Source organism: Streptomyces pseudovenezuelae, assembly GCF_001513955.1.
Taxonomy (GTDB): domain Bacteria; phylum Actinomycetota; class Actinomycetes; order Streptomycetales; family Streptomycetaceae; genus Streptomyces; species Streptomyces pseudovenezuelae.
In genome coordinates this window covers 894,064-920,263 of the sequence record NZ_KQ948145.1, presented here as the reverse complement: position 1 = coordinate 920,263, position 26,200 = coordinate 894,064, and the positions used below count along the sequence as shown (strand labels likewise).

Genomic DNA, 26,200 nt, shown 5'->3' with positions numbered 1-26,200 from the left:
CGTGGAGAACCTGATCGCGCTGCTCATCGCGGCGCCCCTGCTCGGAGCGGCGGTCCTGCTCACCGGCGGCCGGCGGCTGGACGCCGTCGGCCACTGGATCGGCACCGTCCTCGCCGGCGCTTCCTTCGTGTTCGGCGCCATCCTCTTCGCCGACCTGCTAGGCAAGGGCGCCGAGCACCGCACCCTCACCCAGCACCTGTGGACCTGGATCCCGGTCGAGGGCTTCCAGGCGGACGTCGCCTTCCGTCTCGACCAGCTGTCGATGACGTTCGTCCTGCTGATCACCGGCGTCGGCTCGCTGATCCACCTGTACTCGATCGGGTACATGGAGCACGACGAGCGCCGCCGCCGCTTCTTCGGCTATCTGAACCTGTTCCTCGCGGCGATGCTGCTGCTCGTCCTCGCCGACAACTACCTGCTGCTGTACGTCGGCTGGGAAGGCGTCGGTCTCGCCTCCTACCTGCTCATCGGCTTCTGGCAGCACAAGCCCAGCGCGGCGACCGCGGCCAAGAAGGCCTTCCTGGTCAACCGCGTCGGCGACATGGGCCTGTCGATCGCGATCATGCTGATGTTCACGACCTTCGGCAGCTTCGCCTTCGGCCCGGTCCTCGGCAGCCACGAGGAGCCCGGACTCGTCACCGGCGCCTCCGAGGCCACGCTCACCGGCATCGCCCTGATGCTGCTGCTCGCCGCCTGCGGCAAGTCCGCCCAGGTGCCGCTGCAGTCCTGGCTCGGGGACGCGATGGAGGGCCCGACCCCGGTCTCGGCCCTCATCCACGCCGCGACCATGGTGACCGCGGGCGTCTACCTGATCGTCCGCTCCGCCAACATCTTCAACCTCGCGCCCGACGCCCAGCTGGTCGTCACCGTCGTCGGTGCGGTCACGCTCCTGTTCGGTGCGATCGTCGGTTGCGCGAAGGACGACATCAAGAAGGCCCTCGCGGGCTCGACGATGTCGCAGATCGGCTACATGGTCCTCGCCGCGGGCCTCGGCCCCATCGGCTACGTCTTCGCGATCATGCACCTGGTGACGCACGGCTTCTTCAAGGCCGGGCTCTTCCTCGGCGCCGGCTCGGTCATGCACGGCATGAACGACGAGGTCGACATGCGGAAGTACGGCGGCCTCAGGAAGTACATGCCGGTCACCTTCGTGACCTTCGGCCTCGGCTACCTCGCGATCATCGGCTTCCCGGGCCTGTCCGGCTTCTTCTCCAAGGACAAGATCATCGAGGCGGCCTTCGCCAAGGGCGGCACCGAGGGCTGGATCCTCGGCGCCTGCGCCCTGCTGGGTGCGGCCATCACCGCCTTCTACATGACGCGCGTGATGCTGATGACGTTCTTCGGCGAGAAGCGCTGGCAGCCGGACGCCGAGGGCCACGAGCCCCACCCGCACGAGTCGCCCAGGTCCATGACGATCCCGATGATCGTGCTGGCCTTCGGATCGGTCTTCGCGGGCGGCTTCTTCAGCATCGGCGACCGCTTCCTGCACTGGCTGGAGCCCGTCACCGGGCACAGCCACGGAGACGCGCCGATCAGCGCGGCCACCGTCACGGCGGCCACGGTGACCGTGATGGTCATCGGCGTCGCGATCGCCTGGCTCCAGTACGGCCGGCGTCCGGTCCCGGTGGTCGCCCCGCGCGGGTCGCTGCTCACCCGGGCCGCCCGGCGCGACCTGCTCCAGGACGACTTCAACCACGTCGTCCTGGTCCGCGGCGGAGAGCACCTCACGCGGTCCCTGGTGTACGTCGACCACACCCTGGTCGACGGAGTGGTCAACGGCACGGCGGCCTCGGTCGGCGGTCTGTCCGGGCGGATGCGCAAGCTGCAGAACGGCTACGCGCGGTCGTACGCGGTCTCGATGTTCGGCGGCGCGGCGATCCTCGTCGCCGCGACCCTGCTGATGAGGGCGGTCTGATACCGATGTCCTTTCCTCTGCTGACAGCGACGGCGGTGCTCCCGACGATCGGGGCCATCGCCACGGCCGCCGTGCCGGCCGCGCGGCGCACCGCCGCGAAGTGGCTGGCGCTGCTCGTCTCGATCGCCACCCTCGCCCTCGCGATCGTCGTCCTGGTCCGCTTCGACCCGGACGGCGCCCGCTACCAGCTCACCGAATCGCACGCCTGGATCGCGGACTTCGGGGTCAGGTACGAACTGGGCGTGGACGGCATCGGGGTGGCGCTCCTCGCGCTGACCGCGCTGCTGATCCCGTTCATCATCCTGGCGGGCTGGCACGACGCCGACCCGCTGGAGACCGGAAGCAGGCGGTGGCGGCCGACGCAGGGCTTCTTCGCCCTGATCCTGGCCGTCGAGGCGATGGTGATCATCTCCTTCGAGGCCACCGACGTCTTCCTGTTCTACATCTTCTTCGAAGCCATGCTGATCCCGATGTACTTCCTCATCGGCGGCTTCGGGGACCGCGCCCACGCGGGCACGGACGAGAACGCGGCGGCCCAACGCTCGTACGCCGCCGTGAAGTTCCTCCTCTACAACCTGGTCGGCGGTCTGATCATGCTGGCCGCGGTGATCGGCCTCTACGTCGTCGCGGGGAACTTCAGCCTCCAGGAGATCGCCGAGGCGCGGGCCAACGGCACGCTCGACATGGCGACCAACACCGAGCGCTGGCTGTTCCTCGGGTTCTTCTTCGCCTTCGCGGTGAAGGCGCCCCTGTGGCCGCTGCACACCTGGCTGCCCAACGCGATGGGGGAGGCCACCGCCCCGGTCGCCGTGCTCATCACGGCGGTCGTCGACAAGGTGGGCACCTTCGCGATGCTCCGCTTCTGCCTCCAGCTCTTCCCGGAGGCCAGCAAGTGGGCGACGCCCGCGATCCTCGTCCTGGCGGTGATCAGCATCATCTACGGGGCGCTGCTCGCGGTCGGCCAGCGGGACATCAAGCGCCTGGTGGCCTACGCGTCGATCTCGCACTTCGGCTTCATCATCATGGGCATCTTCGCGATGACCAGCCAGGGCCAGTCCGGCGCGACGCTCTACATGGTCAACCACGGGATCTCGACGGCCGCGCTGATGCTGGTGGCCGGCTTCCTGATCTCGCGGCGCGGCTCGCGGCTCATCGCCGACTACGGCGGGGTCCAGAAGGTCGCCCCGGTGCTCGCCGGCACCTTCCTGATCGGCGGTCTCGCGACCCTGTCCCTGCCGGGCCTCGCGCCCTTCGTCAGTGAGTTCCTGGTCCTGGTCGGCACGTTCGCGCGCTACCCGGCCATCGGCATCATCGCGACCTTCGGCATCGTGCTGGCCGCGCTGTACACCCTCGTCCTCTACCAGCGGACGATGACGGGCCCGGTGAAGCCGGAGGTCTCGGCGATGCCCGACCTGCGCGTGCGTGAGCTCGTGGTGGTGGCCCCGCTGGTCGTCCTGCTGATCTTCCTGGGCGTCTACCCGAAGCCCGTCACGGACATCGTGAACCCGGCGGTGAAGTCGACCATGTCCGACGTACACAAGAAGGACCCCAAGCCCGAGGTGGAGGCGGCCAAGTGAGCGCGACAGTCGTCCACAGCCTGTGGACAACCGCGGCCGACCCGATCTCCAAGATCGACGCGCCGAAGATCGAATACGGGCAGTTGTCGCCCACCCTGATCATTCTGGGCGCGGCGATCGTCGGAGTGCTGGTCGAGGCCTTCGTCCCGCGCAAGTCCCGTTACTACGCCCAGCTGTTCGTCTCCGTCGTGGCCCTGTGCGCCGCCTTCGCGGCGGTCGTGGCCCTGGCCGCCGACGGATACGCCACCACCAAGGCGGGCATCGCGGCCATGGGCGCGATCGCCGTCGACGGACCGGCCCTGTTCCTGCAGGGCACGATCCTGCTGGCGGGACTGGTCGGCCTGTTCACCTTCGCCGAGCGGCGGCTCGACCCCGAGACCCACGGCAACCGCGTGGACTCGTTCGCCGCGCAGGCCGCCTCGGTGCCGGGCAGCGACAGTGAGAAGGCGGCCGTGAAGGCCGGGTTCACCACCACCGAGGTGTTCCCGCTGCTGCTCTTCGCCATCGCGGGCATGTTGATCTTCCCGGCGGCCAACGACCTGCTGACGCTGTTCGTGGCCCTGGAGGTCTTCTCGCTCCCGCTGTACCTGCTGTGCGCGCTGGCCCGCCGCAAGCGGCTCATGTCGCAGGAAGCCGCGGTCAAGTACTTCCTGCTCGGCGCGTTCGCCTCCGCGTTCACCCTCTTCGGCATCGCGCTGCTGTACGGCTACGCGGGCTCGGTGTCGTACGGCACCATCGCGCGGGTCGTCGACGGCACGATCACCACCGTGGACCCGGCGCTCGCCGACACCATGGGCAACGACGCGCTGCTGCTGATCGGCGCCGCGATGATCGTCATGGGCCTGCTGTTCAAGGTGGGCGCGGTGCCGTTCCACATGTGGACCCCGGACGTCTACCAGGGCGCGCCCACCCCGGTCACCGGCTTCATGGCGGCGGCGACCAAGGTGGCCGCCTTCGGCGCGCTGCTCAGGCTCCTCTACGTCGTCCTGCCGGGCCTGCGCTGGGACTGGCGGCCGGTCATGTGGGCCGTCGCGATCGTCACCATGCTCGGCGGTGCGATCGTCGCGATCACCCAGACCGACATCAAGCGGCTGCTGGCGTACTCGTCCATCGCGCACGCCGGATTCATCCTCGCCGGTGTCATCGCGACCACGCCGGACGGAGTGTCGTCGGTCCTCTTCTACCTGGCCGCGTACTCGTTCGTGACGATCGGCGCGTTCGCCGTGGTCACGCTCGTCCGCGATGCCGGTGGGGAGGCGACGCACCTGTCCAAGTGGGCGGGGCTCGGCCGTCGTTCGCCGCTGGTGGCCGCCGTGTTCGCGGTGTTCCTGCTGGCCTTCGCCGGTATCCCGCTGACCTCCGGCTTCGCCGGGAAGTTCGCCGTGTTCAAGGCGGCGGCGGAGGGCGGCGCGGCGCCGCTCGTCGTGGTCGGTGTGATCTCGTCGGCCATCGCGGCGTTCTTCTACATCCGTGTGATCGTGCTGATGTTCTTCAGCGAACCGCGCCCGGAGGGGCCGACGGTCGCCGTGCCGTCGCCGCTGACGATGACGGCGATCGGGGTCGGCGTGGCGGTCACGCTGGTGCTCGGTGTGGCTCCGCAGTACTTCCTGGACCTGGCGAACCAGGCGGGAGTGTTCGTGCGCTGATCAGGCATGCCTGAACCGTGTTCGTACGGCGGGCCCCGGCTCCCTCAGAGGGAACCGGGGCCCGCCGTACGCGGTCACAGGTCCAGGTCCAGATCCATGTCCGGGGTCAGGTCAGGAGCCAGGTCAGGGTCGGAATCCTGGTCCGCCGCGCACGTGACATCGGGGTGTGTGGGGTTGAAGAGACCACTGGGGTTCGTCTTGTAGATCCAGGCACGCAGGGTGTAGCTGGAGCCCAGGTCCGGCACGTCGACCGGCTTCTGGAAGGTCTGACCGAACATCGCCGGTGCGGCGACACCCGACTCGGCCCTCGCGATCCACTCCACCGCGATCAGCCGGCGACCGTACGGGCCGTCCTCGTAGAGCAGAGCCGCGGGCTTCTCGGGGTCGGTCTGCCCGACGTTCTGCTCGTTGACGTAGCGGTAGCCCAGGCCGGGCGCACAGGCCGTCGGGGTGAAGCCGTCGGCCACGGCGTACGGCTCGTAGGCGTACGCGCCGGTGACCCCGTACGTCTTGGACAGCTCCGTCCAGACCGACGGGTCCGGGTCCGCTGCCTGCGCGGGGACGGCGGTCAGCGAGAAGGCCGCTGCCGCCGCGACGGTGAGCACTGCCTTCAGGGGCCGAGGGGCCATCGTGGTTCTCCTTGAGACGCTTGAGGCGGGAGAGAGGCGCGTGCGAGGCGCCGACGGTCGGGAGGAGGGCGGGTCTCCCCAGCCCGCTTCAGCAGCTTGTCCCGCCTCGAACGAGTGCGCCATGTGACGTCGGCCGATCGAATGACCACGCAAGGTAACCGGCCCGGCCTGTGGATAACTCCGACGCTGTCGGTCCCGGCCCCTATCGTGGAGGCAGTGGTCGAGGGACGACGTACGGGGGACGGGACTATGGGCGGGATGGGCGGTATCAGCGAGATGCCAGGGATCACCGGGACACCGGACGCGAGCGACAGCGAGGCACTGGCCACGTTGCACCGGGTCTTCGGATACGACGCCTTCCGCGGCGAGCAGGAAAAGATCATCGAGCATGTGGTGGCCGGCGGGGACGCCGTCGTCCTCATGCCCACCGGCGCCGGCAAGTCGCTGTGCTACCAGATCCCGTCCCTGGTCAGACCGGGCACGGGCATCGTCGTCTCACCGCTCATCGCGCTGATGCAGGACCAGGTGGACGCGCTCAGGGCGCTCGGCGTGCGCGCCGGGTTCATGAACTCCACGCAGGACTTCGACGAGCGCCGCGTGGTGGAGGCCGAGTTCCTGGCCGGGGAGCTGGACCTGCTCTACCTGGCGCCGGAGCGGCTGCGCCTCGACGCCACGCAGGACCTGCTCTCCCGCGGCAAGATCGCCGTCTTCGCCATCGACGAGGCGCACTGCGTCTCCCAGTGGGGCCACGACTTCCGCCCCGACTACCTGACACTGTCGGTGCTCGGCGAGCGCTGGCCCGACGTACCGCGGATCGCGCTCACCGCGACGGCCACCCGTGCCACGCACGAGGAGCTCACCCAGCGGCTGAACATGCCGACGGCCCGGCACTTCGTGGCCAGCTTCGACCGGCCCAACATCCAGTACCGGATCATCCCCAAGGCCGACCCCAAGAAGCAGCTCCTCGCGTTCCTGCGGGAGGAACACGCGGGCGACGCGGGCATCGTGTACTGCCTGTCCCGCAAGTCGGTGGACGCCACCGCCGAGTTCCTGTCCCGCAACGGCATCGAGGCGGTGCCGTACCACGCCGGCCTGGACGCGGGGACCCGCGCCGCCCACCAGTCCCGCTTCCTGCGCGAGGAGGGCCTGGTGGTGGTGGCGACCATCGCCTTCGGCATGGGCATCGACAAGCCGGACGTCCGCTTCGTGGCCCACCTCGACCTGCCCAAGTCGGTCGAGGGCTACTACCAGGAGACGGGCCGCGCGGGGCGGGACGGACTGCCGTCCACGGCCTGGATGGCCTACGGCCTCAACGACGTCATCCAGCAGCGCAAGATGATCCAGTCGAGCGAGGGCGACGAGGCGTTCCGGCGCCGGGCCGCCGCCCACCTGGACTCGATGCTCGCGCTCTGCGAGACCGCGCAGTGCAGGCGCGGACAGCTTCTGAAGTACTTCGGACAGGAGCCGGAGCCCGCGGGCTGCGGCAACTGCGACACCTGCCTCACCCCGCCGGAGACCTGGGACGGCACCGTCGCGGCCCAGAAGGTGCTCTCCACGATCGTGCGGCTGCAGCGGGAGCGCGGGCAGAAGTTCGGGGCCGTGCAGATCGTCGACATCCTGCTCGGCAAGCGCACCGGCAAGGTCATCCAGTTCGACCACGACCAGTTGTCGGTGTTCGGTATCGGCGAGGAGCTCTCCGAGGGCGAATGGCGAGGGGTGGTACGGCAGTTGCTCGCCCAGGGGCTGCTCGCGGTCGAGGGGGACTACGGCACGCTGGTACTGACCGAGGCGAGCGGTGAGGTGCTGCGGCGGGAGCGGGAGGTGCCGCTGCGCAAGGAGCCGAAGAAGCCGGCGAGCGCGAAGGCCGGCTCCTCGTCCTCCTCCGGACGGGGCAAGGCCAAGGCCGCGGTGGCCGAGCTGCCCGAGGCGCTGGTGCCGGCGTTCGAGGCACTGCGGGCCTGGCGCGCCGAGCAGGCCCGCGAGCAGGGCGTCCCGGCGTACGTCATCTTCCACGACGCCACGCTCAGGGAGATCGTCACGGTGTGGCCCACCTCGGTGACGCAGCTCGGGGGCGTCGGCGGGGTCGGCGAGAAGAAGCTCGCGACATACGGGGAGGGTGTGGTCGAGGTGCTCGCCGGACTGGCCGGGGGCGGCGCGCCGGCGAAACCCCCGGCCCAGACCGGCGACGCGGATCCGGGCGCCGATCCGGGCGCGGATCACTGGCCCGAGATGGACGCGGAACCGGAGCCCGAGGACGACTGGATGTAGCCACCGCCGGACTCCGGCGCGTCACAGGCGCAGGTGTCCGGCGGCACGTCACAACGCCCGGGCCGCATACGCCCTGACGTCCGCGTCCGAGTCCGTCGTCGCCGTGGCCAGGGCCGTGCGGGCGTCGGCGGTGTCCGTGTGCCGGGTCAGGGCGAGGACGGCCGCCTTGCGGACGTCGGCGTTCGGGTCGGCGAGTGCCTTGGCGAGCGCGGGGACGGCGACGTCCGGGGTGGCGGCGGCGAGCGCTGTCGCGGCACCCGACCGGACCTGCCAGGCGGACTCCGACAGGGCGGTGACGGCGCGGGCTGCGAGGGGCGCGGGGCAGCCGGTGGTGCCCAGCGCTCCGTAGGCCGCCCCCCGCACCAGGGCGTCGGGGTCCTCGACGAGACGGGCCAGGGCGTCGAGGGCGATGTCCAGCGGACGTTCGGCCCACACCGTCGCCAGTGCCTTGGCGATCGTCACGCGGACCTCGCGGGACGGGTCGGTGGTGGCCGCGCGGGCGAGTTCCTCTGCGGCGTCCACCGAGACGAGGGCGCGGACGGCCTCGATGCGGACGGGGATGACGGAGTCGGTGAGGGACCCGGCGAAGAGCTCCGTGTCGCCGAGGCGCAGGGCGCGCAGGACGTCCAGGGCGGCGGCGCGGACGACCGGGTCGGACTCGGCCAGGGCGGCGGCGAGACCTTCGCGGAGGGCGGGTTCGGGCGGGAGCGTCTCGACGAGTTCGCGCAGGGACGCGGCCGCGGCGGCGCGGACACCGGGGTCGGGGTCGGTGAGGGACCGCGCGAGGACGGGCCCGGTCCCCGGTGGCGTGGTCTCCGTCAGGACCGTGACGGCGGTACGGCGTACGGCCGGGTCGGGGTCGGACAAGTAGGTCCGCAGGGCGGCGAGTTCGGGTTCCTGTTCGGCGAGGTCGAGGAGGCCGAGCAGACGGGACGAGACCGGGGCGGGTGAGTCCGGGGCGTGAGTCCCCGTGTCCGTACCGGGACGGTCGGCCGGGGCGCCCGTGTCCCCCGTGTCGCCGTGCCGCCCGGTGGCGACCGGGGTCAGCTCGCGGGCCCCCGCCGTCGCCACCTCCTCGGCGTGCACCTCGCCGAGGTGCCGGGAGGGGCCGCCGACCGGGGTGAACTCGTCGATCGGGACCAGATAGGGAGCCACGGGCCGGGCCGTGAACTCCATCGCACCGGAGGGGGACTTGTGCAGATCGAGGTGGTGGAACCAGGAGGTGTCGTCGCGATGGGGGTGGTCGATACGGTCGTGGTAGAGGCCCCAGCGGGACTCCGTGCGGGCCAGCGAGGCGCGGGCCGCCATCTCCGCGCAGTCGCGGATGAAGGAGACCTCGGCGCAGCGCATCAGCTCGTGCGCGGTGCGGGCGCCCATCGCGGCGATGTCCTCCCGCATCCGCTCGAAGGACTCCAGGGCCAGCGAAAGACGGGCGCCCGACTTCGGCGGGGCCACGTAGTCGTTCACGAAGCGGCGCAGCTTGTACTCGACCTGGGGCTGCGGCGGGCCGTCCGGGTTGCGCAGCGGGCGGTAGATCAGTTCGTGCGCCTCGCGGAGCTGGTCGGGTGGCAACTCCCCTTCGTACGGGGCGTACTGGGAGGCGTCCGCGCCCGCGAGGTCGCCGAAGACGAACGCGCCGATCATGTAGTTGTGCGGGACGCAGGCCAGGTCGCCGGCGGCGTAGAGGCGGGGGACGGTGGTACGGGCGTGGTCGTCGACGCGGACGCCGGAGGCCGAGTGGCCGCCGCACAGGCCGATCTCGGAGATGTGCATCTCGATGTCGTGGGTGCGGTAGTCGTGGCCGCGGTTCTCGTGGAAGGTGCCGCGGGTGGGCCGTTCCGTGGAGTGCAGGATCGACTCCAGGGACGAGATCGACTCCTCGGGCAGGTGGCTGAGCTTCAGGTAGACCGGGCCGCGGTCGGACGCGACCTCCGCGGCGAACTCGGCCATCATCTGGCCGGACCAGTAGTCGGAGTCGACGAAGCGCTCGCCGTGTCTGTTCACCTGGTAGCCGCCGAAGGGGTTGGCGACGTAGGCGCAGGCGGGGCCGTTGTAGTCCTTGATCAGCGGGTTGATCTGGAAGCACTCGATGCCGGTCAGCTCGGCGCCCGCGTGGTAGGCCATGGCGTAGCCGTCGCCCGCGTTGGTCGGGTTCTCATAGGTGCCGTAGAGGTAGCCGGAGGCGGGCAGGCCCAGGCGGCCGCAGGCGCCGGTCGCCAGGATCACCGCGCCCGCGCGGACCGTGACGAAGCCGCCCGTGCGGGTGTTGAAGCCGACCGCGCCCACGGCCCGCCCGTCGGCCGTGAGCACCCGCACCGGCATCACCCGGTTCTCGATGCGGATCTTCTCCCGCATCTCGCGCCGCCGCAGCTGCCGGTACAGGACCTTCTTGACGTCCTTGCCCTCCGGCATCGGCAGCACGTAGGAGCCGGAGCGGTGGACCTGGCGGACCGCGTAGTCGCCGTGCTCGTCCTTCTCGAACTTCACGCCGTACGACTCCAGACGCTGCACCATGCCGAAGCCGCGGGTGGCGGTCTGGCGGACGGTGGACTGGTCCACGATGCCGTCGTTGGCGCGGGTGATCTCGGCGACGTAGTCGTCGGGTTCGGCACGGCCGGGGATGACCGCGTTGTTGACGCCGTCCATGCCCATGGCGAGGGCGCCGGAGTGCCGGACGTGGGCCTTCTCCAGCAACAGCACGTCGGCGCCGTGCTCGGCGGCGGTCAGGGCGGCCATGGTGCCGGCGGTGCCGCCGCCGACGACGAGGACGTCGCAGCGGATCTCCTCGGCGTCGGTGAGGGCGGGGATCTCGAGCGGCGTGTTCACGGAGGGCGTGGTCACGGGGAGGCCTTTCAGGTTCCGAGCGAGGACAGGACCTCGCGCCGCAGCGCCACGCGCGCGGGATCGTCGTGCGCCGTACGGTCGCGCGGGCGCGGCACCTCGCGCACGGCGGTCAGGCGGCCGCCCCCGAGGAGCGCCACGCGGTCGCCGAGATACAGGGCCTCGTCCACGTCGTGGGTGACGAAGACGACGGTCGCGCCCGTGCCCCGGAGCACCTCCACCAGCAGGTCCTGCATGCCGGCGCGGGTCTGGGCGTCGAGGGCGCCGAAGGGTTCGTCCATGAGGACGGCGCGGGGTGCGCCCGAGAGGGCGCGGGCCAGTTGGGCACGCTGGCGCTGCCCGCCGGACACGCGGTGCGGCAACTGCCGGGCCTGGTCGGCGAGTCCGACCCGGGCCAGCCAGGACTCGGCCTGTGCCCGGCGCTCGGTGCGCGACAGGCCCTTGACGGCCAGGGGGAGTTCGACGTTGGCGCGCAGGGTGCGCCAGGGCAGGAGGGCGTCCTCCTGGAAGACCAGCGCGCGGTCGGCCGAGGGCCGGGTCAGGGGACGCGAGTCCTGGGTGACCTGGCCGGAGAGGGGAGCCAGGAGGCCGGCCAGGGTGCGCAGCAGGGTCGACTTGCCGCAGCCGGAGGGCCCGACGACGGTGAGGATCTCGCCGGGGGCCACGTCGAGTTCCACGGCGTCGAGCACGGGTGCGTCGGGCCGTCCCAGCGTGGCACCGCGCAGGGCCAGTGCCGCACCGGTGCCGGAGCGGCCACGCAGGTCAGACGAGCTGGTCATGGGGGATGCCCTCCTTGGCCCTGGGGCTGACCGGCACGGCGGACCGGGTGTCGCGTGCCCGCCGCGGGGTGCGCCCGCCGGCGTACGAGGTCCTCGGCAGCCACCGCGTCAGGCGGCGGCCGAGGAGTTCCACGGCCGTGGAGGTGAGCCAGCCGAGGACGCCGATGGTGACCATGCCGACGAAGACGCCCGCGTAGTCGACCACGGTGTAGTCCTGCCAGGTGCGGTAACCCACGCCGTACTGGCCGGAGATCATCTCGGCGGAGATCACACAGATCCACGAGACGCCGATGCCGACGGACAGGCCGCCGAAGATGCCGGGCAGGGCGCCCGGCAGGACGACCGAGACGAGGATCCGCCACCGCCCGCCGCCCATGGTCAGCACCGCCTCCTCCCACACCGGGGTCAGCGCGCGGACCGCGTGCCGGGTGGAGACCAGGACGGGGAAGAAGGCGGCGGTGCAGGTGATGAAGACGATGCCCTGCTCGTTGGAGGGGAACAGCAGGATCGCGACGGGGACCAGGGCGATCGCCGGGATCGGGCGGAGGACCTCCAGGAGCGGGCCGAGGAGGTCCTCGGCGAGGCGGGAGCGCGCGACGAGCACACCCGTCGCCACTCCGAGGACCGCGGCGAGCAGGAAGCCGGTGAGGATGCGGGTGAGGCTGTCGGTGAGGTCCGTCCAGTAGTCGGGGCCGGACAGCCGGTCGGCGAAGGCGCTCGCCACGTCCGTGACCGTGGGGAACTGCGAGAACCGCAGCCACAGGTCGATGTCCAGGCTGGTCAGCAGTTGCCACACGCCGAGGGCGATGGCCAGGGAGGCGGCCCGGAGCGCGTACCGGCCGGCTTTCGGCAGGGGCCGGCTCACGACGCCCGCTCCAGCGCGTCGGCGTACGTGACGATCCGGGCGCCGCCGTGCGCGGAGACGTAGGCCCGCGCGGTCTCCGGGGCGACGAAGGGCAGCAGCCGGTCGCCGTCGGCCACCCAGATCGCCTTGTCGGCGAACCAGAGGGTGCCGGTGGTGGCGTCGGGGACGTAGGCGGCGCGGATGCCGTCCCGGTGCGCGGAGAGGTACGTCAGCAGCTCCGAGGGCGACTTGAAGCTTTTGGTCGCGGAGGCGCCCTTGGGCCAGACCTCGCTCGCGGCGGCGGACGGCTTCGCGGCGAGGCGGGCCGCGTAACCGGGGCCGAGGGCCTTCTTGACGTACCGGTCGTCGACGAAGGAGTCCACGTCGATGTCACCGGTCAGCTTGGCCGCCTTCAGCACCGAGACGTCCTGCTTCAGCGCGGAGACCAGCTGCGGCTTGATCGCCGGGTCGAAGGTGGCGATGCCGTGGGCGCCGTTGTAGAGGTAGACGACCTCGGCCGGCAGGCCGGTGGCCTTCGCGACCGACTCGGCGGCGGCGACCGGGTGGTCGTCGAGGTAGTCGGTGGCCTCGGCCTGGGCTTTCAGGAACGCCTCCAGGACCGCCGGGCGCTTCTCGGCGAAGTCCTCGCGGGCGGTGACGCCGTGGAAGGTGGGCAGGTCCAGCTCGGCACCGTCGTACAGGGCCTTCGCCTTGCCCTGGAAGGCGAGCAGGCCGGGCCAGGCGACGAACTGGGAGAGCGCGTCCGTACTGCCGGCCGACAGGGCCGAGGCGCCGACCGCGGGCTGCTGGTTGAGCTTCTCGATGCCCTGGTCGGGATCGATGCCGGCGCGCTGGAGGGCACGTACCAGGGTGCCGTCGGCGGCGGAACCGACGCTGGTGGAGACCTTCTTGCCGCGCAGGTCCTTGAGCGAGGCGAGTTTCGAGTCGGGGGAGGTCACGATGGTGTTGAGGCCGCCGCGGAGGTTGTAGCCGGTGACCGAGACCAGGCGGGTGGGCTTGCCGAGCTGCTTGCCGCGGGCCGCGTTGATGAGGAGCGGGAAGTCGCCCATCGAGCCGATGTCGATCTTCCCGGCGGTCATCTGGGCGGTGATGGGGGCGCCGGTGGCGTAGTCCTGCCAGTCGACCTTGTAGGTCTTCCCGTCGTGCAGGGCGTTGAGCTCCTTCTCGAAGTAGCCGAGGGAGCGCAGCAGGGTGCCGGCGGTGACCGTGTTGATGGTCCTGGACTGGTAGCCGACGGTGACGGTGACCGTGGAGCCGTCGCCCGCCTGGGCGCTGCCGCAGGCCGTCAGCGGCGCCAGCAACAGCAGGGCGGCGACAACTGGTTTGTGTTTCACGGGAGTTCGGGACCTCTCACCGGAGCAGATAGGGCATGTTGACCGTGACGGCTCCGGTGGGACAGCGAGCCGCGCACGGGCCGCAGTACCAGCACTCGTCGACGTGCATGTAGGCCTTGCCGCTGCTGTCGTCGATGGCCAGGGAGTCCAGCGGGCACATGTCCACGCAGAGCGTGCAGCCGTCGATGCACTTCGACTCGTCGATGGTCACGGGCACGTCGGCCCGCTGGGGCACCAAGGGCATGGCTGTCTCCAGGAAACGGCTCGGAAAGAGGGCGGAAGAATTCAGAGGGAGCGGTGCAGCAGGCCGCTCATGGTGATGCGGTCGCCGCGGAAGCGGATGAACTCCAGGTCGACCGGGCGGCCGTCGGCGAGGTGCGTGAGACGTTCCAGCATGAGGACGGCCGCGCCGCGCGGGGCCTCCAGCACGGCGGCGGAGTGCGTGTCGGCGTTCACCGCCTCCAGGGTGATCTCGGCGTGGCCGAGGCCCTGTCCGGTGATCGTCTCCAGCAGGCGGAAGACGTCGGTGTTCTCCAGGTCGGCGCCGAGCAGGGCGGTGCCGAGGTCGAGCGGGATGTAGGTGAGGTCGAGGGAGAGGGGCAGGCCGTTCAGGCGGCGCAGACGTTCGATGTAGAGGACGTCGGTGCCGGGGGCGACCTGGAGGCGCCGGGCCACCGGGTGGGGGGCGGGGGCGGGGCCCATGGTGCGGACCTCGTTGGTGACCGTGCCGTGTTCGCGCAGGGTCTCCGCGAGGCCCATCAGACGGTCCAGGCCGTGGGGGTACTTCCGGCCGACGACCACGGTGCCGACGCCCGGGAGGCGGTCGACCAGGCCCTCCGCGCGGAGCAGGTCCAGGGCTTGGCGGACCGTGTTGCGGGAGGCGCGGTAGTCGGTGGCGAGGGTCGTCTCGTGGGGGAGGGTGCCGGCCTCGAAGCCGCCGGTGAGGATCTGGTGGCGGAGGAGGTCGGCGAGTTGTCGTGCCTGGTCCGCGCGCAGCCGGCGCCGGGCGCGGGCGGCGACGGTGGTCGCGCCCTGGCCGGCGTGCTCCCGGATACGATCGGTGGCTGACATGGCTGGAACCATACCGACCTGGTAGGAAATGCTGTGTTGCCGGATTGTTGCGCCACCTGACGGCGTGTCGGGTTCGCTCCTGACCTGCGGTTTCCGGGCCTGTGGGGTGAGATGTGCCACCTGGAGGTGAAAGCGGGCGCGAGTCGACCCACTCAGGGGCGCGGGGAACTGCGCGATCGGCCCCCACCGGCCCGCAGCCGAAAAACCGACCCGCCCTACGCCAGCGCCGACAACCCCGGCCCAAAAACGATTAGCAACGGCAGCAACGGCACCAGCGCGGCCGTCGCGGACGTCAGCGCCCGCTGCCTGCGCAGCAACCGCGGCGGCGGCTCCAGCAACCGGTCCACCCGCTCACCCAGCAGCCGATGACTGGACGCGCACGACAGCACCCCTCGATGCTGGTTCAGCTCGATCAGCGCCAGCGCCGTCGTCAGATGCCCGCACCGCCGTGACGCGGTGTCGTCCGCCGCCAGCTCCACCAGCCGGTGCGTCTGGTCGCAGAAGTGGGCGAACAGCGGCACCCGCGGAAACCCCGTGGCCAGCGCCGTCGACAGATGGAGCAGCCAGTCGTGGCGGGCCCGCGCGTGGCCGCGCTCATGGGTGAGGACCGCGTCCAGCTGGTGGTCGGTCAGCCGGTGCAGCGCGCCGGTCGTCACGATCAGCTGGGGCGGACTCCCCGGCATCCACCAGGCGTCCGGGTACTCGTCCTCCAGCACCAGCAGCGGGCCGCGGGTCGCCGTCCCCAGTCCGGCCGGCAGGTCCGGCGCGCGCTCCCGCAGATGTTCCCGGGCAAGGCCCCGGCGCCGCCGGGCCTCGACCAGCTCACGGGCCAGCATCGCCGTGGTCCACGCGGCACCGGCGGCCAGCAGAAGGGTCGAGGCGACCGCCCAGAACGGCGCGGCCGACAGGTCGTACGCCGCGGTCACGGCCGGCGGCGCCGGGGCGAACACATGGTCGCGGACCGTGTGGAAGACCGCCGCGGCCCCGAGGACCAGCGCCGTCAGGCAGCACAGCAGCACGGTCGCGACCAGGCACTGCCACACCCACAGCCCGACCACCGGTTCCCGTTCGGGCCACGCGGCCCGGGTGAGCGCGCGCGGCACCGGCACGGCGGCCGCGACGGCGACGGTGCTCAGCAGGAGCAGGCAGAGAGTCATGCCACGGGCTCCGGATCCTGATCGGAGACAGGGGAGGTGGGGCGGTGTGGTGAGGCGCTGCTGGGCGGTCGGTACGTCGTCCCACGCATGCCGCCCGCCGCCAGTATGCCGTGAGTGGCGGCCCCGCGGCAGGACTCGTGCGACTCCGGACGCCTCACACGTCCCCTTCTCGTGCGACCCCGGACGCCTCACACGCCCCCGGACACCACCTGTCCCACCACGTCCCCGAGCCCCACCCGGACCCCGTCCGGACCCGGAGCCCACGCCGACAGCGTCACCACGTCCCCGTCCTCCAGGAACGTCCGCTTCCCGTCGGGGAGTTCCAGCACGTCCCGGCCGTTCCAGGTCAGCTCAAGCAGCGATCCCCGCTCGGCCGCGGAGGGCCCGCTCACCGTCCCCGAGCCGTACAGGTCGCCCGTCCTGAGCGAGGCCCCGTTCACCGTCATGTGCGCCAACTGCTGGGCCGCCGTCCAGTACATGGTGGAGAAGGGCGGCTCCGAGACCACGTGGCCGTTGATCGCGACGGAGATCCGCAGGTCGTAGCCGCCCGGCTCCACGTCGGCAGCGGAGTCGTCCAGATACGGCAGCAGTTCGTGCGTCCGCTCCGGCGGCGCCACCCGTGCCTCCTCCAGCGCGTCCAGCGGGGTGATCCACGCCGACACCGACGTGGCGAAGGACTTGCCGAGGAAGGGGCCGAGGGGGACGTACTCCCAGGCCTGGATGTCCCGCGCGGACCAGTCGTTGAGCAGGCACAGTCCGAAGACGTGCTCCCGGAAGTCGCCGAGCCCGACCGGGCGGCCCAGTTCGGACGGCGTTCCGACCACGAAGCCGACCTCCGCCTCGATGTCCAGCCGCACGGACGGCCCGAACACGGGAGCCGCGTCGGCGGGAGCCTTCCGCTGTCCCGAAGGCCGCACGACATCGGTCCCCGACACCACCACCGTGCCCGAGCGGCCGTGGTAACCGATCGGCAGGTGCTTCCAGTTGGGGGTCAGGGAGTCCGCGGCGTCGGGGCGGAAGATCTGGCCGACGTTTCGCGCGTGGTTCTCGGAGGCGTAGAAGTCGACGTAGTCCGCGACCTCGAAGGGGAGGTGGAGGTCGACGGACGACAGCGGGTGGAAGAAACCCGCGATCGCCTCCTGGTGCGCCGGCACCGTCACCCACGCGGTCAGCGCGCGCCGCACGTCCGACCAGGCGGTGCGCCCGGCGGCGAGGAGCGGGCCCAGGGAGGGCCGGGCGAGCAGGGAGGCGTACGGGGAGCCCAGGGCCGCGGCGGCCGCGCCCGCGTCGAGGACGTGGTCGCCGAGCCGGACGCCGACGGTCCGCTCGGCCGAGCCCGAGGGCGAGAAGACGCCGTACGGCAGGTTGTGCGGGCCGAAGGGATCGCCCTCGGGCAGGTCGAAGGGGACATCGAAGGGGGGCATGGGGTGCTGCCTCACTCTCGCGCATGCCGTGCGGACCGGAAGGTCGCGGCACACGTTGCGGTCCGGGTGGTCGGGCCACACGTTACGTCCGAGTCGCCGGTCACGGGAGTGTCTGAAGGGTTGGCGATGTGGCTAAAGAGTTAGCAATGTCCTGTTAAGGGACGGTCGGAGGCTTCCATTCCGGCTTAGCGTCCTTTGCGAGCACGGACGGGATGGGTGGGGTCGCGTCCGTGGGGGGACGCGTGGGGGGACCGTGGCCAAAAGCGCGAGCAGTGTGCCGTTCCAGGCCGACCGTGAGGTCCCGGCCCTGATCGTCAAGTTCGGCGACTACCCGCTGCACCACGGCGGAGTCGGCGCGATCCGCAGCCTGGGCCGCCTCGGGGTGCCCATGTACGCCATCACCGAGGACCGTTGCACACCTGCGGCCGCCTCCCGCTATCTCACCCGCGCCTTCGTCTGGCCGACGACCGGCACCGAGGACCCGGGCCGGCTGGTCGAGGGACTGATCCGGATCGGACGCCGCATCGGCCGCCCCGCCGTCCTCGTGCCGACCGACGAGGAGGCGGCGGTCCTGATCGCCGAGCACCAGAGCGACCTGTGCGGCCGGTTCCTCTTCCCGCGCGTGGAGCCCGGCCTCACCCGCCGGCTGGCGAGCAAGCAGGGCCTGCACGAACTGTGCGTGGAACACGGGATCGCGAGCCCGCGGGCCGTCTTCCCGCGGTCGTACGACGACATCGTGGCCTTCGCCGAGACGGCCCGCTTCCCCGTGGTGGCCAAGAACCGCGAGGCGTTCGTACGGCGCCGACGGCCCGCGGTGGCCGGCACCACACGCATCGCCACCCGTGAAGGGCTGCTCGCCCTCGCCCGTGACTGGGGCGAGCGGCCCGGGGTGATCCTCCAGGAGTACCTGCCTCGAGAGGAGGCGGAGGACTGGATCGTGCACGCCTACTTCGACGACAACTCCACCCCGCTGGCCCTGTTCACCGGCGTCAAGGTGCGCTCCTGGCCACCGCACGCGGGCATGACGGCCAACGCCTACGTCGTCGACAACCCGGAACTCGCGGACCTCGCCGCCCGTTTCGTCAAGCAGATCGGCTACACCGGCATCATCGACCTCGACCTGCGCTTCGACCGGCGCGACGGCCAGTACAAACTGCTCGACTTCAACCCCCGCATGGGCGCCCAGTTCCGGCTCTTCGAGAGCGAGTCGGGGGTGGACGTCGTCCGTGCCATGCACCTGGACCTGACCGGGCGGGCCGTTCCGGAGGGGGAACAGCGGGCCGGTCACCGCTATGTCGTGGAGAACATCGACCTGCCCGCCCTGCTCGCCTACCGCCGCAGCGGCTATACGACCCCGCACGCGCCGGCCCGGCCCAGCGGGACCGAACTGGCCTGGTTCGCGGGTGACGACCCGCTGCCGTTCCTCACCATGCTCGGGCGCTTCGTACGGCCCGGCGCGAAACATCTCTACCAGCTGTGGCGCACCGACCGGCGCGGCAGAAAGACCAGTTGACCAGCGGCACCACGGAACAGCGGCACCACCACGAAGTGACGAAGTGACGTCCTGGGGAGGGACTTCGTGATCCAACCGGTAGCAGTCATCGGCGCCGGGCCCTTCGGCCTGTCGACCGCGGCCCATCTGCGGGCACGCGGCATCCCCGTGCGCGTCTTCGGCGACCCCATGGTCAGCTGGCGCGACCACATGCCCGCGGGCATGCTCCTGAAGTCGACCCCCGCCGCCTCCAACCTCGACGCGCCGCAGCGCGGGCACACCCTCGTCGACTACTGCGACGCGGCCGGCATCCGCCGGCTGGTGACGGACGAGGACATCGTCCCCGTGGAGACCTTCATCGCCTACGGCCAGTGGTTCCAGGAGAAGCTGGTGCCCGAGCTGGAACAGGTGCGGGTCGTGTCCGTGGACCGCAGCGAGCGCGGCGGCTTCCAGCTCAAGCTGGACTCGGGGGAGTCGTTCACCGCGCGCGCGGTCGTCGTCGCCACCGGTCTGTCGGGGCTGTCCCACCTGCCCCCGGAGCTGTCCGCCGCCGCCCCCGACGGCCCCGCCCCCGCCGCCCCCGTCTCCCACAGCTCCCAGCACCACGACCTCAGCCGATACTCCGGCAAGGAGCTGATCGTCGTCGGGGCCGGCCAGTCCGCGCTGGAGACGGCCGTGCTCGCGGCGGAGGCGGGCGCCCGGGTCAGGGTGGTCGCCCGCGGACGCGGCAGCGTGGACTTCGGCGCCCCGCCGTGGAAGCAGCCGCGGCTGCGCCCGGAGTCGCCCTTCGGCCGCGCCTGGTCGCTGTGGGCCCTGACCTACTACCCGCACCCCTACCGCCGGCTCCCGGCCGGCGCCCGCCACTACCTGGTCCGGCGGGTCCTCGGACCGCTCGGCGCGTGGTGGCTGCGCGACCGCTTCGAGGGCAAGGTCCAGGTCACCGAGGTGGACCGGATCCTCAAGGCGGACACGGTCGACGGCCGCCCCACCCTGGAGGTCCTCACCCCCGCCAAGTCGCCGGACCGCCTCGACGCCGACCACGTCATCGCCGCCACCGGCTACCGCGTCGACCTCGCCGCGATGGACTTCCTCGGGCATGAACTGCGCACCGCCCTCGCGGTCAGCCGGGGCACGCCCAGGCTCGGCGCCGGGTACGTCTCCTCCGTGCCGGGCCTGTACTTCACGGGCCTGCCGGCGGCGGCTTCCTACGGCCCGGTGATGCGCTTCGTGTGCGGCACGGAGTTCGCCTCACCGCGGCTGGCCCGGCACCTGGCGGCGGCCCACGGCTGATCTCACGAGGTGCAGACGTCCTTCAACCTGGCGGCCGCCGCGTCGATCTTGCCGGAGTCGGGGGCGATGTCCCCGTTGAGGATGGATTCGTTGTAGTCCTCGATCGCCTTGTCGAGGTCCTTGACGGCCTGGTCGACCTCGCTGTCGCCCGAGTCGTCCTGAACCTTGTTGATCCTGTCGATGTTCTTGTCGATCGTGGCGATGGAGTCGTCGGTCTTCGAAGGGTCCTTCACCGCGTCCCAGCCGGCCTCGTGGATGGCCTTGACGCTGTCCGCGATGGCGTCGGCGTTGGACACGCAGTCCAGGGAGCCGTCGACGTCCTTCGGGTCGCAGCCGGTGGCGAGGACGGCGGTGAGGGCGACCGCGGTCAGGGCGGTGACGAGGGCGAGGCTACTGCGAGGGCGCATGACTGTGGCCAACCGTTTCTCGGGACGGGATCCGACGCCCTCCACGATTCCGCCCCCCGACCACGCCCACGAGGGAGCTGCGCGGCGTGTGCTGGGTGTACCGCACTACACCCAGCACCCAGTGGCCTATGACCGATAACGCCCCAGCGTCCGCAGCCCCGGCTGCGCCCTGTCCAGGAAGTCGAACAGCGCGAGGTTCTCCTACGCGTTGCCCCAGGACGGGTTGGTCTGTCCCAGCCGGTGCCCGCGCCAAGTAGGTCGGGGGTGAGGGGTGTGGGGTCCACAGACCCTCCCATTGACTTGCACCTCGTCCTGAAGTGAAGGGCGAGGATTTTGGCCTTCACGGCTGGTTGCGGTGCGCTACGCGGCACGGCTTCCGGTCGGGAATCCATGGCTTCCTGTTTCCTCGCGCTGTGCCAGAACAGGTTCTGGTCTTACCGGCGCTCCGCAGGCCGATGCCGCCAGTCCGGCGGCCTGTTGGACGCTGAGTGCGGCGTTGTGGTCCCGGTCATGGACCGCGCCGCAAGCGGCGCAGGTCCACTCCCGGACAGCCAGGGGTTTGGGTCCGTCCTTGACGCCGCAGGTTGAGCAGACCTGGCTCGTCGGCTCGAACCGGCCGGTCTTCACCAGAGTGCGTCCGTACCGTTGCGCCTTGTATTCCAGCATGGCCACGAACCGCGACCACCCGGCGTCGTGCACGGACTTGGCCAGCCGAGTTCGCACCAGCCCTGCCACCGACAGACTCTCCACGGCGATCCCTTGGTTCTCGGAGATCAGCCGGGTGGAGAGCTGGTGGTGGAACTCTCGGCGGGCGTCGGTGACCTGGGCGTGGGCGCGGGCGAGCTTGAGCCGGGCCTTTTCGCGGTTCTTCGATCCCTTCTGTTTGCGGGACAGTTCCTTCTGGGCCTTCTTCAGCTTCTTCTCCGCCCGGCGCAGGAACCGGGGGGAGTCGATCTTCTCGCCGGTGGACAGGACGGTGAAGTGGGTGAGGCCGAGGTCAATGCCGATGCTCTGGTCGGTGGCGGGCATACGGCTCGCATCGGCGGCGGGGTCGGTGTCGATGACGAACGACGCGAAGAACCTGCCCGCGCTGTCCTTGACAACGGTGACCGAGGTGGGGGCGGCGGGCAGGGCGCGCGACCACTTCACCTTCACCGCCCCGATCTTCGGCAGGTCTAACCGGCCGCTGTCGGTGATGTTCCAGCGGGCGTTGGCGGTGAAGCGGATCGACTGCCGGGCATCCTTGCGGGACTTGAACCGGGGTGCGCCCAGCTTCGGGCTCTGGCGGGTGCCCTTGAGGGAGGCGAAGAAGTTCTTGTAGGCGGCCTCGGCGTCCCGCAGGGACTGCTGCAGGACGACTGCGGAGACCTCACCGAGCCAGCCCCGTTCCGCCGTGTGCTTCGCCTGGGTGATCAGCGTCTTCGACAGCTCACCGGCCTTCGGGAATGGCCTGCCCGCCTTCCGCGCGTCCTCCCGGGCGCGCACGCAGTCGTTGAACACCACGCGGGCACACCCGAACGCCTTCGCCAGCGCGATCCGCTGGCCGGCGTCCGGGTACAACCTGAAGGCGTACCGGAGCTGCATGACGATCACACTAGAGATACCGAACAAGCGCCGTCTCGGGGAACGTCTGAGCGAAGTATCACCGTCCCGGAGTAGGGTCCGGCTCCGCCGCAACGCACACCACGCTCCGCGTCACACCCATCTGATCCGCTTCACCTTCGGCGTGAACGCCGCAGCGCTGCGAATGAACCCCGGTAGCCGTAGCCGCGCCCCTGCCTGTCCGTCGCGCCCTCGGTCAACTGTGAGGGGCCGTACGGGATGTCGACGTCATCCTCGCTCTCCAGTGCGAACGGGTATGCGGTCTTGGCAATCAAGCATGGCCTGCCGTAACGCGCTGTCATGGCGGCCGCGCCGTACAACGGCCTGTGCAGGGAGGGCTCCTTTCGCGGACGGTCGCGGCGACACCGGCGGTGCGGTTGCTTCGGCGGCCGGGGGAGGGCCGGACAGCCGACGAGGAGCGGGGTGAGGGGAGCCGGGCGAAACACCTGACGACTCAGAAAACCCTCATTTTCTGTGATCGTGCACAGCGCCCCTCACTCCTGCCATCGGCGGGCAACAAGTAGGTAACCCCACGCACCCGCCATTGACAAGGGGCCGAAACAATTCTCTACTGTGCACGATCACAGAGCCGCGCGGCCCTCGCGCACAGCCTCTCGGTCACGTCCGCAGAACCTCCCCCCACGGCGGTTGCCGCGAACGCGCGACGTCTCGAGACCGGCTGGTTCCACGTCAGGGGAGATGAAGATGTCGATCAACCGCCGTCAGGTCAGCAGGCGCACCATCCTTGCCGGGGCCGCAGCCCTCGGCCTCACCGGCACCCTCGCCGCCTGCGGCGGTTCCGACGACCAGGACTCCGGCGCGAGCAGCGGGCCCGTCAAGCTGACCTACTGGTCGTGGGCGCCCAACATGGAGAAGGTCGCCGCGATCTGGAACAAGAAGAACCCGGACATCACGGTGACCGTGTCCAAGCAGGCCAGCGGCGGCGAGATCGTCTCCAAGCTGATCACCGCGAAGAAGGCCGGCAACGCCCCCGACCTCATCCAGGTCGAGTACCAGTCCCTGCCGACCCTGGTCTCCAACGACGTCCTGGCCGACATCACCAAGTACGCGGGCAGCACCAAGTCCGAGTTCGCCGAGGGCCTGTGGGGCATGGTCACCCTCGGCACGGACGCGCTCTACGCGATCCCGCAGGACGCCGGGCCGCTGATGTTCTACTACCGCGAGGACCTCTTCAAGAAGCACGGCCTGACCGTCCCGAAGACCTGGACGGAGTTCGCCGAGACCGCCCGCGCCGCCAAGAAGGCCGTCCCGGACGCCTACTTGACCACGTTCTCCGCCAACGACCCCGGTCTGTTCGCCGGCCTCTCCCAGCAGGCCGGCGGCAAGTGGTGGACCGTCGACTCGGCCGGCAAGTGGACCGTCGGCATCGACGACGCGGCCACCAAGCAGGTCGCCGAGTTCTGGGGCGGCCTGGTACAGGAAGGCGTCATCGACAACCAGCCGATGTACACCCCGGCCTGGAACAACGCCCTCAACAAGGGCACCCACCTGGCCTGGGTCTCGGCCGTCTGGGCGCCCGGCGTGCTGGTCTCCTCCGCGCCCGACACCAAGGGCAAGTGGCGCATGGCCCCGCTGCCGCAGTGGAAGTCCGGCGAGAACGTCACCGGCAGCTGGGGCGGCTCCTCCACCGGCGTCTCCACCGACTCCAAGCACGCCGAGGCCGCCGCCAAGTTCGCCACCTGGCTGAACACCGACCCGGAGGCGCTGGCCGCCCTGGTCAAGGAGGTCGCGATCTACCCGGCGGCCACGAAGGGCCAGTCCGGCGACGTCCTGACCACGCCGGAGTTCTTCTCGAACCAGGCCGACTTCTACACGACCGCCGGTCAGATAGCCGCGACCACCGCCGCCGCGGCCTGGGGCCCCAACGTCAACACGGCCTACACCACCTTCCAGGACGCCTTCGGCAAGGCCACCAAGGCGAAGAAGGAGACCCAGTTCGACTCCGCCCTCGCCACCGTGCAGTCGAAGACCTTCGCCGACATGAAGAAGCAGGGCTTCGAGGTGACCGAGGCATGACCAGCGCTCCGCTCAAGGGCGCCGACCTCACCGAGGTCGGGCCCTTGGCGGACGGCACCGGCACCGCCCCGACCGTCCGCCCCAGCCGCCCCCGCCGCCGTGGCCGCAGCGCACCGTACTGGTTCCTGGTGCCCACCCTGACCCTCTTCGCCGCCTTCACCGTGGTGCCCATCGGGTACGCGATCTGGCTCAGCCTGCACAAGGTGCAGGTCAAGGGGATCGGACTCGGCAAGGGCGCCCGGCAGCAGGTCTGGAACGGCCTCGGCAACTACACCGACGTCCTGAAGGACTCCGAGTTCGGCCACAGCGTGCTGCGGGCCTTCGGCTACGGCCTCATCGTCATCCCGACCATGCTCGGCCTCGCGCTGCTGTTCGCGCTGATGCTGGACACCCCGAAGGCGCGCAGCGCGCCCTTCGCCCGGTTGATGATCTTCCTGCCGTACGCGGTGCCGGGCATCATCGCCGCCCTGATGTGGGGCTTCCTGTACCTGCCGGACGTCAGCCCCTTCTACTACCTGCTGGACAAGTTCGGCCTCCCGCAGCCCGACCTGTTCGACGGCGGCAACCTCTACCTCTCCTTCGCGAACATCGCGGTCTGGGGCGGCACCGGCTTCAACATGATCGTCATCTACACCGCCCTCAGGGCGATCCCGCCGGACATCTACGAGGCGGCCCGGATCGACGGCGCGACCGACCTGGGCATTGCCCTGAAGATCAAGATCCCGATCGTGATGCCCTCCCTGGTGCTCACCTTCTTCTTCTCGGTGATCGCCACCCTCCAGGTCTTCACCGAGCCGATGGCCCTCAAGCCGCTCACCAACGGCCTGCCCAGCTCGTGGAGCCCCCTGATGGCCATCTACGACAGGGCCTTCCTCCAGTCCGACATCTACGGCGCCTCCGCCACCGCGGTCGTCCTGGCCCTGGCCACGTTCGTCCTGTCCTTCACCCTGCTGCGCATCTCCGACCGCTACACCCGGGAGGACCGGGCATGACCCCCCTCACCCTCACCGCCGACACCACCGCGAAGGCGCGCCGCACCGCCTGGGTGCCCACGCTCGTGCTGATCCTCGGCGCGCTGTACTGCCTGATCCCCATCGCCTGGGTGGTCGTCGCGGCGACCAAGGACCGGTCGGAGCTCTTCTCCACCTTCACCTTCGCCCCCGGCAGCGGCTTCCTCCAGAACCTGAGCGACCTGACCGCCTACCGGGACGGCATCTTCTGGAGGTGGATGGCCAACTCGGCCTTCTACGCCGGTCTCGGCGCCCTGCTCTCCGCCGCGGTCTCCGCCGCCGGCGGCTACGCGCTCGGCCGCTACAGCTTCCGCGGCCGTGAGGCCATCTTCAAGATGATCCTGGCCGGCGTCCTGGTGCCGTCCATCGTGCTCGCCGTACCGCAGTACCTGCTGCTCTCGAAGCTCGGCATGGCCGACTCCTACTGGTCGATGCTGCTGCCGTCGATCCTCTCGCCGTACGGCGTCTACCTGGTCCGCATCTACGCGGCCGCGTCCGTGCCCGCCGAGCTCATGGAGGCCGCCCGCATGGACGGCGCGAGCGAGTGGCGGATCTTCTCGCGGATCGCCGTACCGATGATGATGCCCGGGCTGATCACGGTGTTCCTCTTCCAGTTCGTCGGCATCTGGAACAACTTCCTGCTGCCCTACGTCATGCTGGCCGACGACGAGAAGTTCCCGATCACTCTCGGCCTGTACACGCTGCTCGCCCAGGGCGCCTCGCAGCCGGCCCTGTACACCCTGGTCATCACCGGGTGTCTGCTGGCGATCGTCCCGCTGATCGGGCTCTTCCTGGTGATCCAGCGGTTCTGGTCCCTGGACCTGATGAGCGGCTCGGTCAAGGCCTGAGGCCCCGG

20 protein-coding genes are annotated in these 26,200 nt (G+C 70.6%); 9 read left to right on the top strand and 11 right to left on the bottom strand.

Features of this window, described 5'->3' with window-relative positions; genetic code table 11:
• Position 1: 1 nt before the first annotated feature.
• Genes nuoL through nuoN form a run of 3 tightly spaced genes read left to right on the top strand, consistent with a single transcriptional unit; the run spans position 2 to position 5,138 of the window.
• Positions 2 to 1,915, top strand: coding sequence for an NADH-quinone oxidoreductase subunit L (gene nuoL, locus AQI94_RS11555; RefSeq protein ID WP_031056849.1), 1,914 nt, complete (start codon positions 2 to 4; stop codon positions 1,913 to 1,915).
• A gap of 5 nt (positions 1,916 to 1,920) precedes the next feature.
• Positions 1,921 to 3,492 carry an NADH-quinone oxidoreductase subunit M gene (locus tag AQI94_RS11550; RefSeq protein ID WP_031056851.1) on the top strand — a complete coding sequence of 524 codons (1,572 nt, stop codon included), beginning with the start codon at positions 1,921 to 1,923 and terminating at the stop codon, positions 3,490 to 3,492.
• Positions 3,489 to 5,138, top strand: a complete 1,650-nt coding sequence (gene nuoN, locus AQI94_RS11545) for an NADH-quinone oxidoreductase subunit NuoN (RefSeq protein ID WP_031056853.1) — start codon at positions 3,489 to 3,491, stop codon at positions 5,136 to 5,138. The genes AQI94_RS11550 and nuoN overlap by 4 nt, the downstream gene beginning before the upstream one ends.
• Before the next feature lie 74 nt (positions 5,139 to 5,212).
• Here the strand turns inward: nuoN and AQI94_RS11540 are convergent, their stop codons facing one another.
• Entirely contained in the window at positions 5,213 to 5,767 is a 555-nt protein-coding gene (locus AQI94_RS11540) for a hypothetical protein (RefSeq protein WP_031056856.1), read from the bottom strand.
• Between the two features lie 249 nt (positions 5,768 to 6,016).
• On the opposite strand from AQI94_RS11540, the gene recQ reads away from it, so the two are divergent.
• The gene (gene recQ / locus AQI94_RS11535) at positions 6,017 to 8,035 is read left to right on the top strand and encodes a DNA helicase RecQ (protein ID WP_031056858.1); all 2,019 of its coding nucleotides are present in this window, start codon (positions 6,017 to 6,019) and stop codon (positions 8,033 to 8,035) included.
• Between the two features lie 48 nt (positions 8,036 to 8,083).
• Here recQ and AQI94_RS11530 read toward each other — a convergent pair whose 3' ends face one another.
• The 8 genes from AQI94_RS11530 to fahA form a co-directional block, all read right to left on the bottom strand.
• Positions 8,084 to 10,876 (bottom strand): fumarate reductase/succinate dehydrogenase flavoprotein subunit, encoded by a 2,793-nt coding sequence (locus AQI94_RS11530; RefSeq protein WP_031056860.1) that lies wholly within the window; start codon positions 10,874 to 10,876, stop codon positions 8,084 to 8,086.
• 11 nt (positions 10,877 to 10,887) lie between these two features.
• Entirely contained in the window at positions 10,888 to 11,655 is a 768-nt protein-coding gene (locus tag AQI94_RS11525) for an ABC transporter ATP-binding protein (protein ID WP_031056863.1), read from the bottom strand.
• Positions 11,639 to 12,520, bottom strand: coding sequence for an ABC transporter permease (locus AQI94_RS11520; protein WP_031056866.1), 882 nt, complete (start codon positions 12,518 to 12,520; stop codon positions 11,639 to 11,641). The genes AQI94_RS11525 and AQI94_RS11520 overlap by 17 nt, the downstream gene beginning before the upstream one ends.
• Complete coding sequence (locus AQI94_RS11515; RefSeq protein ID WP_031056869.1) at positions 12,517 to 13,854, bottom strand: ABC transporter substrate-binding protein; 1,338 nt, start codon at positions 13,852 to 13,854, stop codon at positions 12,517 to 12,519. The genes AQI94_RS11520 and AQI94_RS11515 overlap by 4 nt, the downstream gene beginning before the upstream one ends.
• A 16-nt stretch (positions 13,855 to 13,870) precedes the next feature.
• Positions 13,871 to 14,098, bottom strand: coding sequence for a 4Fe-4S dicluster domain-containing protein (locus AQI94_RS11510; RefSeq protein WP_020120576.1), 228 nt, complete (start codon positions 14,096 to 14,098; stop codon positions 13,871 to 13,873).
• Positions 14,099 to 14,139: 41 nt separating this feature from the next.
• Positions 14,140 to 14,925: a GntR family transcriptional regulator gene (locus tag AQI94_RS11505; protein WP_031056872.1), complete on the bottom strand. Its 786-nt coding sequence runs from the start codon at positions 14,923 to 14,925 to the stop codon at positions 14,140 to 14,142.
• A 215-nt stretch (positions 14,926 to 15,140) separates the two neighbouring features.
• Complete coding sequence (locus tag AQI94_RS11500) at positions 15,141 to 16,082, bottom strand: M56 family metallopeptidase (RefSeq protein WP_031056874.1); 942 nt, start codon at positions 16,080 to 16,082, stop codon at positions 15,141 to 15,143.
• A 188-nt stretch (positions 16,083 to 16,270) separates the two neighbouring features.
• Positions 16,271 to 17,506 carry a fumarylacetoacetase gene (gene fahA, locus AQI94_RS11495; RefSeq protein WP_031056876.1) on the bottom strand — a complete coding sequence of 412 codons (1,236 nt, stop codon included), beginning with the start codon at positions 17,504 to 17,506 and terminating at the stop codon, positions 16,271 to 16,273.
• A 274-nt stretch (positions 17,507 to 17,780) separates the two neighbouring features.
• On the opposite strand from fahA, the gene AQI94_RS11490 reads away from it, so the two are divergent.
• Together AQI94_RS11490 and AQI94_RS11485 are read left to right on the top strand one after the other, a co-directional pair.
• A complete protein-coding gene (locus tag AQI94_RS11490) occupies positions 17,781 to 19,019 on the top strand; it encodes a carboxylate--amine ligase (protein ID WP_031056878.1) in 1,239 nt (412 codons plus the stop codon).
• 66 nt (positions 19,020 to 19,085) lie between these two features.
• Positions 19,086 to 20,288 carry an FAD-dependent oxidoreductase gene (locus tag AQI94_RS11485; RefSeq protein ID WP_031056881.1) on the top strand — a complete coding sequence of 401 codons (1,203 nt, stop codon included), beginning with the start codon at positions 19,086 to 19,088 and terminating at the stop codon, positions 20,286 to 20,288.
• 2 nt (positions 20,289 to 20,290) lie between these two features.
• On the opposite strand, the gene AQI94_RS11480 is transcribed toward AQI94_RS11485, so the two are convergent.
• Complete coding sequence (locus AQI94_RS11480) at positions 20,291 to 20,695, bottom strand: hypothetical protein (protein ID WP_031056883.1); 405 nt, start codon at positions 20,693 to 20,695, stop codon at positions 20,291 to 20,293.
• A 360-nt stretch (positions 20,696 to 21,055) separates the two neighbouring features.
• Positions 21,056 to 22,279 (bottom strand): RNA-guided endonuclease InsQ/TnpB family protein, encoded by a 1,224-nt coding sequence (locus tag AQI94_RS11475; protein ID WP_031056886.1) that lies wholly within the window; start codon positions 22,277 to 22,279, stop codon positions 21,056 to 21,058.
• Between the two features lie 717 nt (positions 22,280 to 22,996).
• Between AQI94_RS11475 and AQI94_RS11470 the strand changes: the two genes are divergently transcribed.
• Genes AQI94_RS11470 through AQI94_RS11460 form a run of 3 tightly spaced genes read left to right on the top strand, consistent with a single transcriptional unit; the run spans position 22,997 to position 26,192 of the window.
• Positions 22,997 to 24,334 (top strand): ABC transporter substrate-binding protein, encoded by a 1,338-nt coding sequence (locus AQI94_RS11470; protein WP_031056889.1) that lies wholly within the window; start codon positions 22,997 to 22,999, stop codon positions 24,332 to 24,334.
• Entirely contained in the window at positions 24,331 to 25,326 is a 996-nt protein-coding gene (locus AQI94_RS11465) for a carbohydrate ABC transporter permease (RefSeq protein WP_031056892.1), read from the top strand. Before AQI94_RS11470 ends, AQI94_RS11465 begins: the two co-directional genes overlap by 4 nt.
• Positions 25,323 to 26,192 carry a carbohydrate ABC transporter permease gene (locus AQI94_RS11460; protein WP_031056894.1) on the top strand — a complete coding sequence of 290 codons (870 nt, stop codon included), beginning with the start codon at positions 25,323 to 25,325 and terminating at the stop codon, positions 26,190 to 26,192. The genes AQI94_RS11465 and AQI94_RS11460 overlap by 4 nt, the downstream gene beginning before the upstream one ends.
• Positions 26,193 to 26,200: the final 8 nt, after the last annotated feature.

Coding starts and splice junctions, on each gene's coding strand:
- AQI94_RS11475 (WP_031056886.1), bottom strand. CDS start 22,279: ATGCAGCTCCGGTACGCCTTCAGGTTGTACCCGGACGCCGGCCAGCGG.
- AQI94_RS11510 (WP_020120576.1), bottom strand. CDS start 14,098: ATGCCCTTGGTGCCCCAGCGGGCCGACGTGCCCGTGACCATCGACGAG.
- AQI94_RS11505 (WP_031056872.1), bottom strand. CDS start 14,925: ATGTCAGCCACCGATCGTATCCGGGAGCACGCCGGCCAGGGCGCGACC.
- AQI94_RS11540 (WP_031056856.1), bottom strand. CDS start 5,767: ATGGCCCCTCGGCCCCTGAAGGCAGTGCTCACCGTCGCGGCGGCAGCG.
- AQI94_RS11500 (WP_031056874.1), bottom strand. CDS start 16,082: ATGACTCTCTGCCTGCTCCTGCTGAGCACCGTCGCCGTCGCGGCCGCC.
- AQI94_RS11465 (WP_031056892.1), top strand. CDS start 24,331: ATGACCAGCGCTCCGCTCAAGGGCGCCGACCTCACCGAGGTCGGGCCC.
- AQI94_RS11460 (WP_031056894.1), top strand. CDS start 25,323: ATGACCCCCCTCACCCTCACCGCCGACACCACCGCGAAGGCGCGCCGC.
- AQI94_RS11480 (WP_031056883.1), bottom strand. CDS start 20,695: ATGCGCCCTCGCAGTAGCCTCGCCCTCGTCACCGCCCTGACCGCGGTC.
- AQI94_RS11525 (WP_031056863.1), bottom strand. CDS start 11,655: ATGACCAGCTCGTCTGACCTGCGTGGCCGCTCCGGCACCGGTGCGGCA.
- recQ (WP_031056858.1), top strand. CDS start 6,017: ATGGGCGGGATGGGCGGTATCAGCGAGATGCCAGGGATCACCGGGACA.
- AQI94_RS11470 (WP_031056889.1), top strand. CDS start 22,997: ATGAAGATGTCGATCAACCGCCGTCAGGTCAGCAGGCGCACCATCCTT.
- fahA (WP_031056876.1), bottom strand. CDS start 17,506: ATGCCCCCCTTCGATGTCCCCTTCGACCTGCCCGAGGGCGATCCCTTC.
- AQI94_RS11550 (WP_031056851.1), top strand. CDS start 1,921: ATGTCCTTTCCTCTGCTGACAGCGACGGCGGTGCTCCCGACGATCGGG.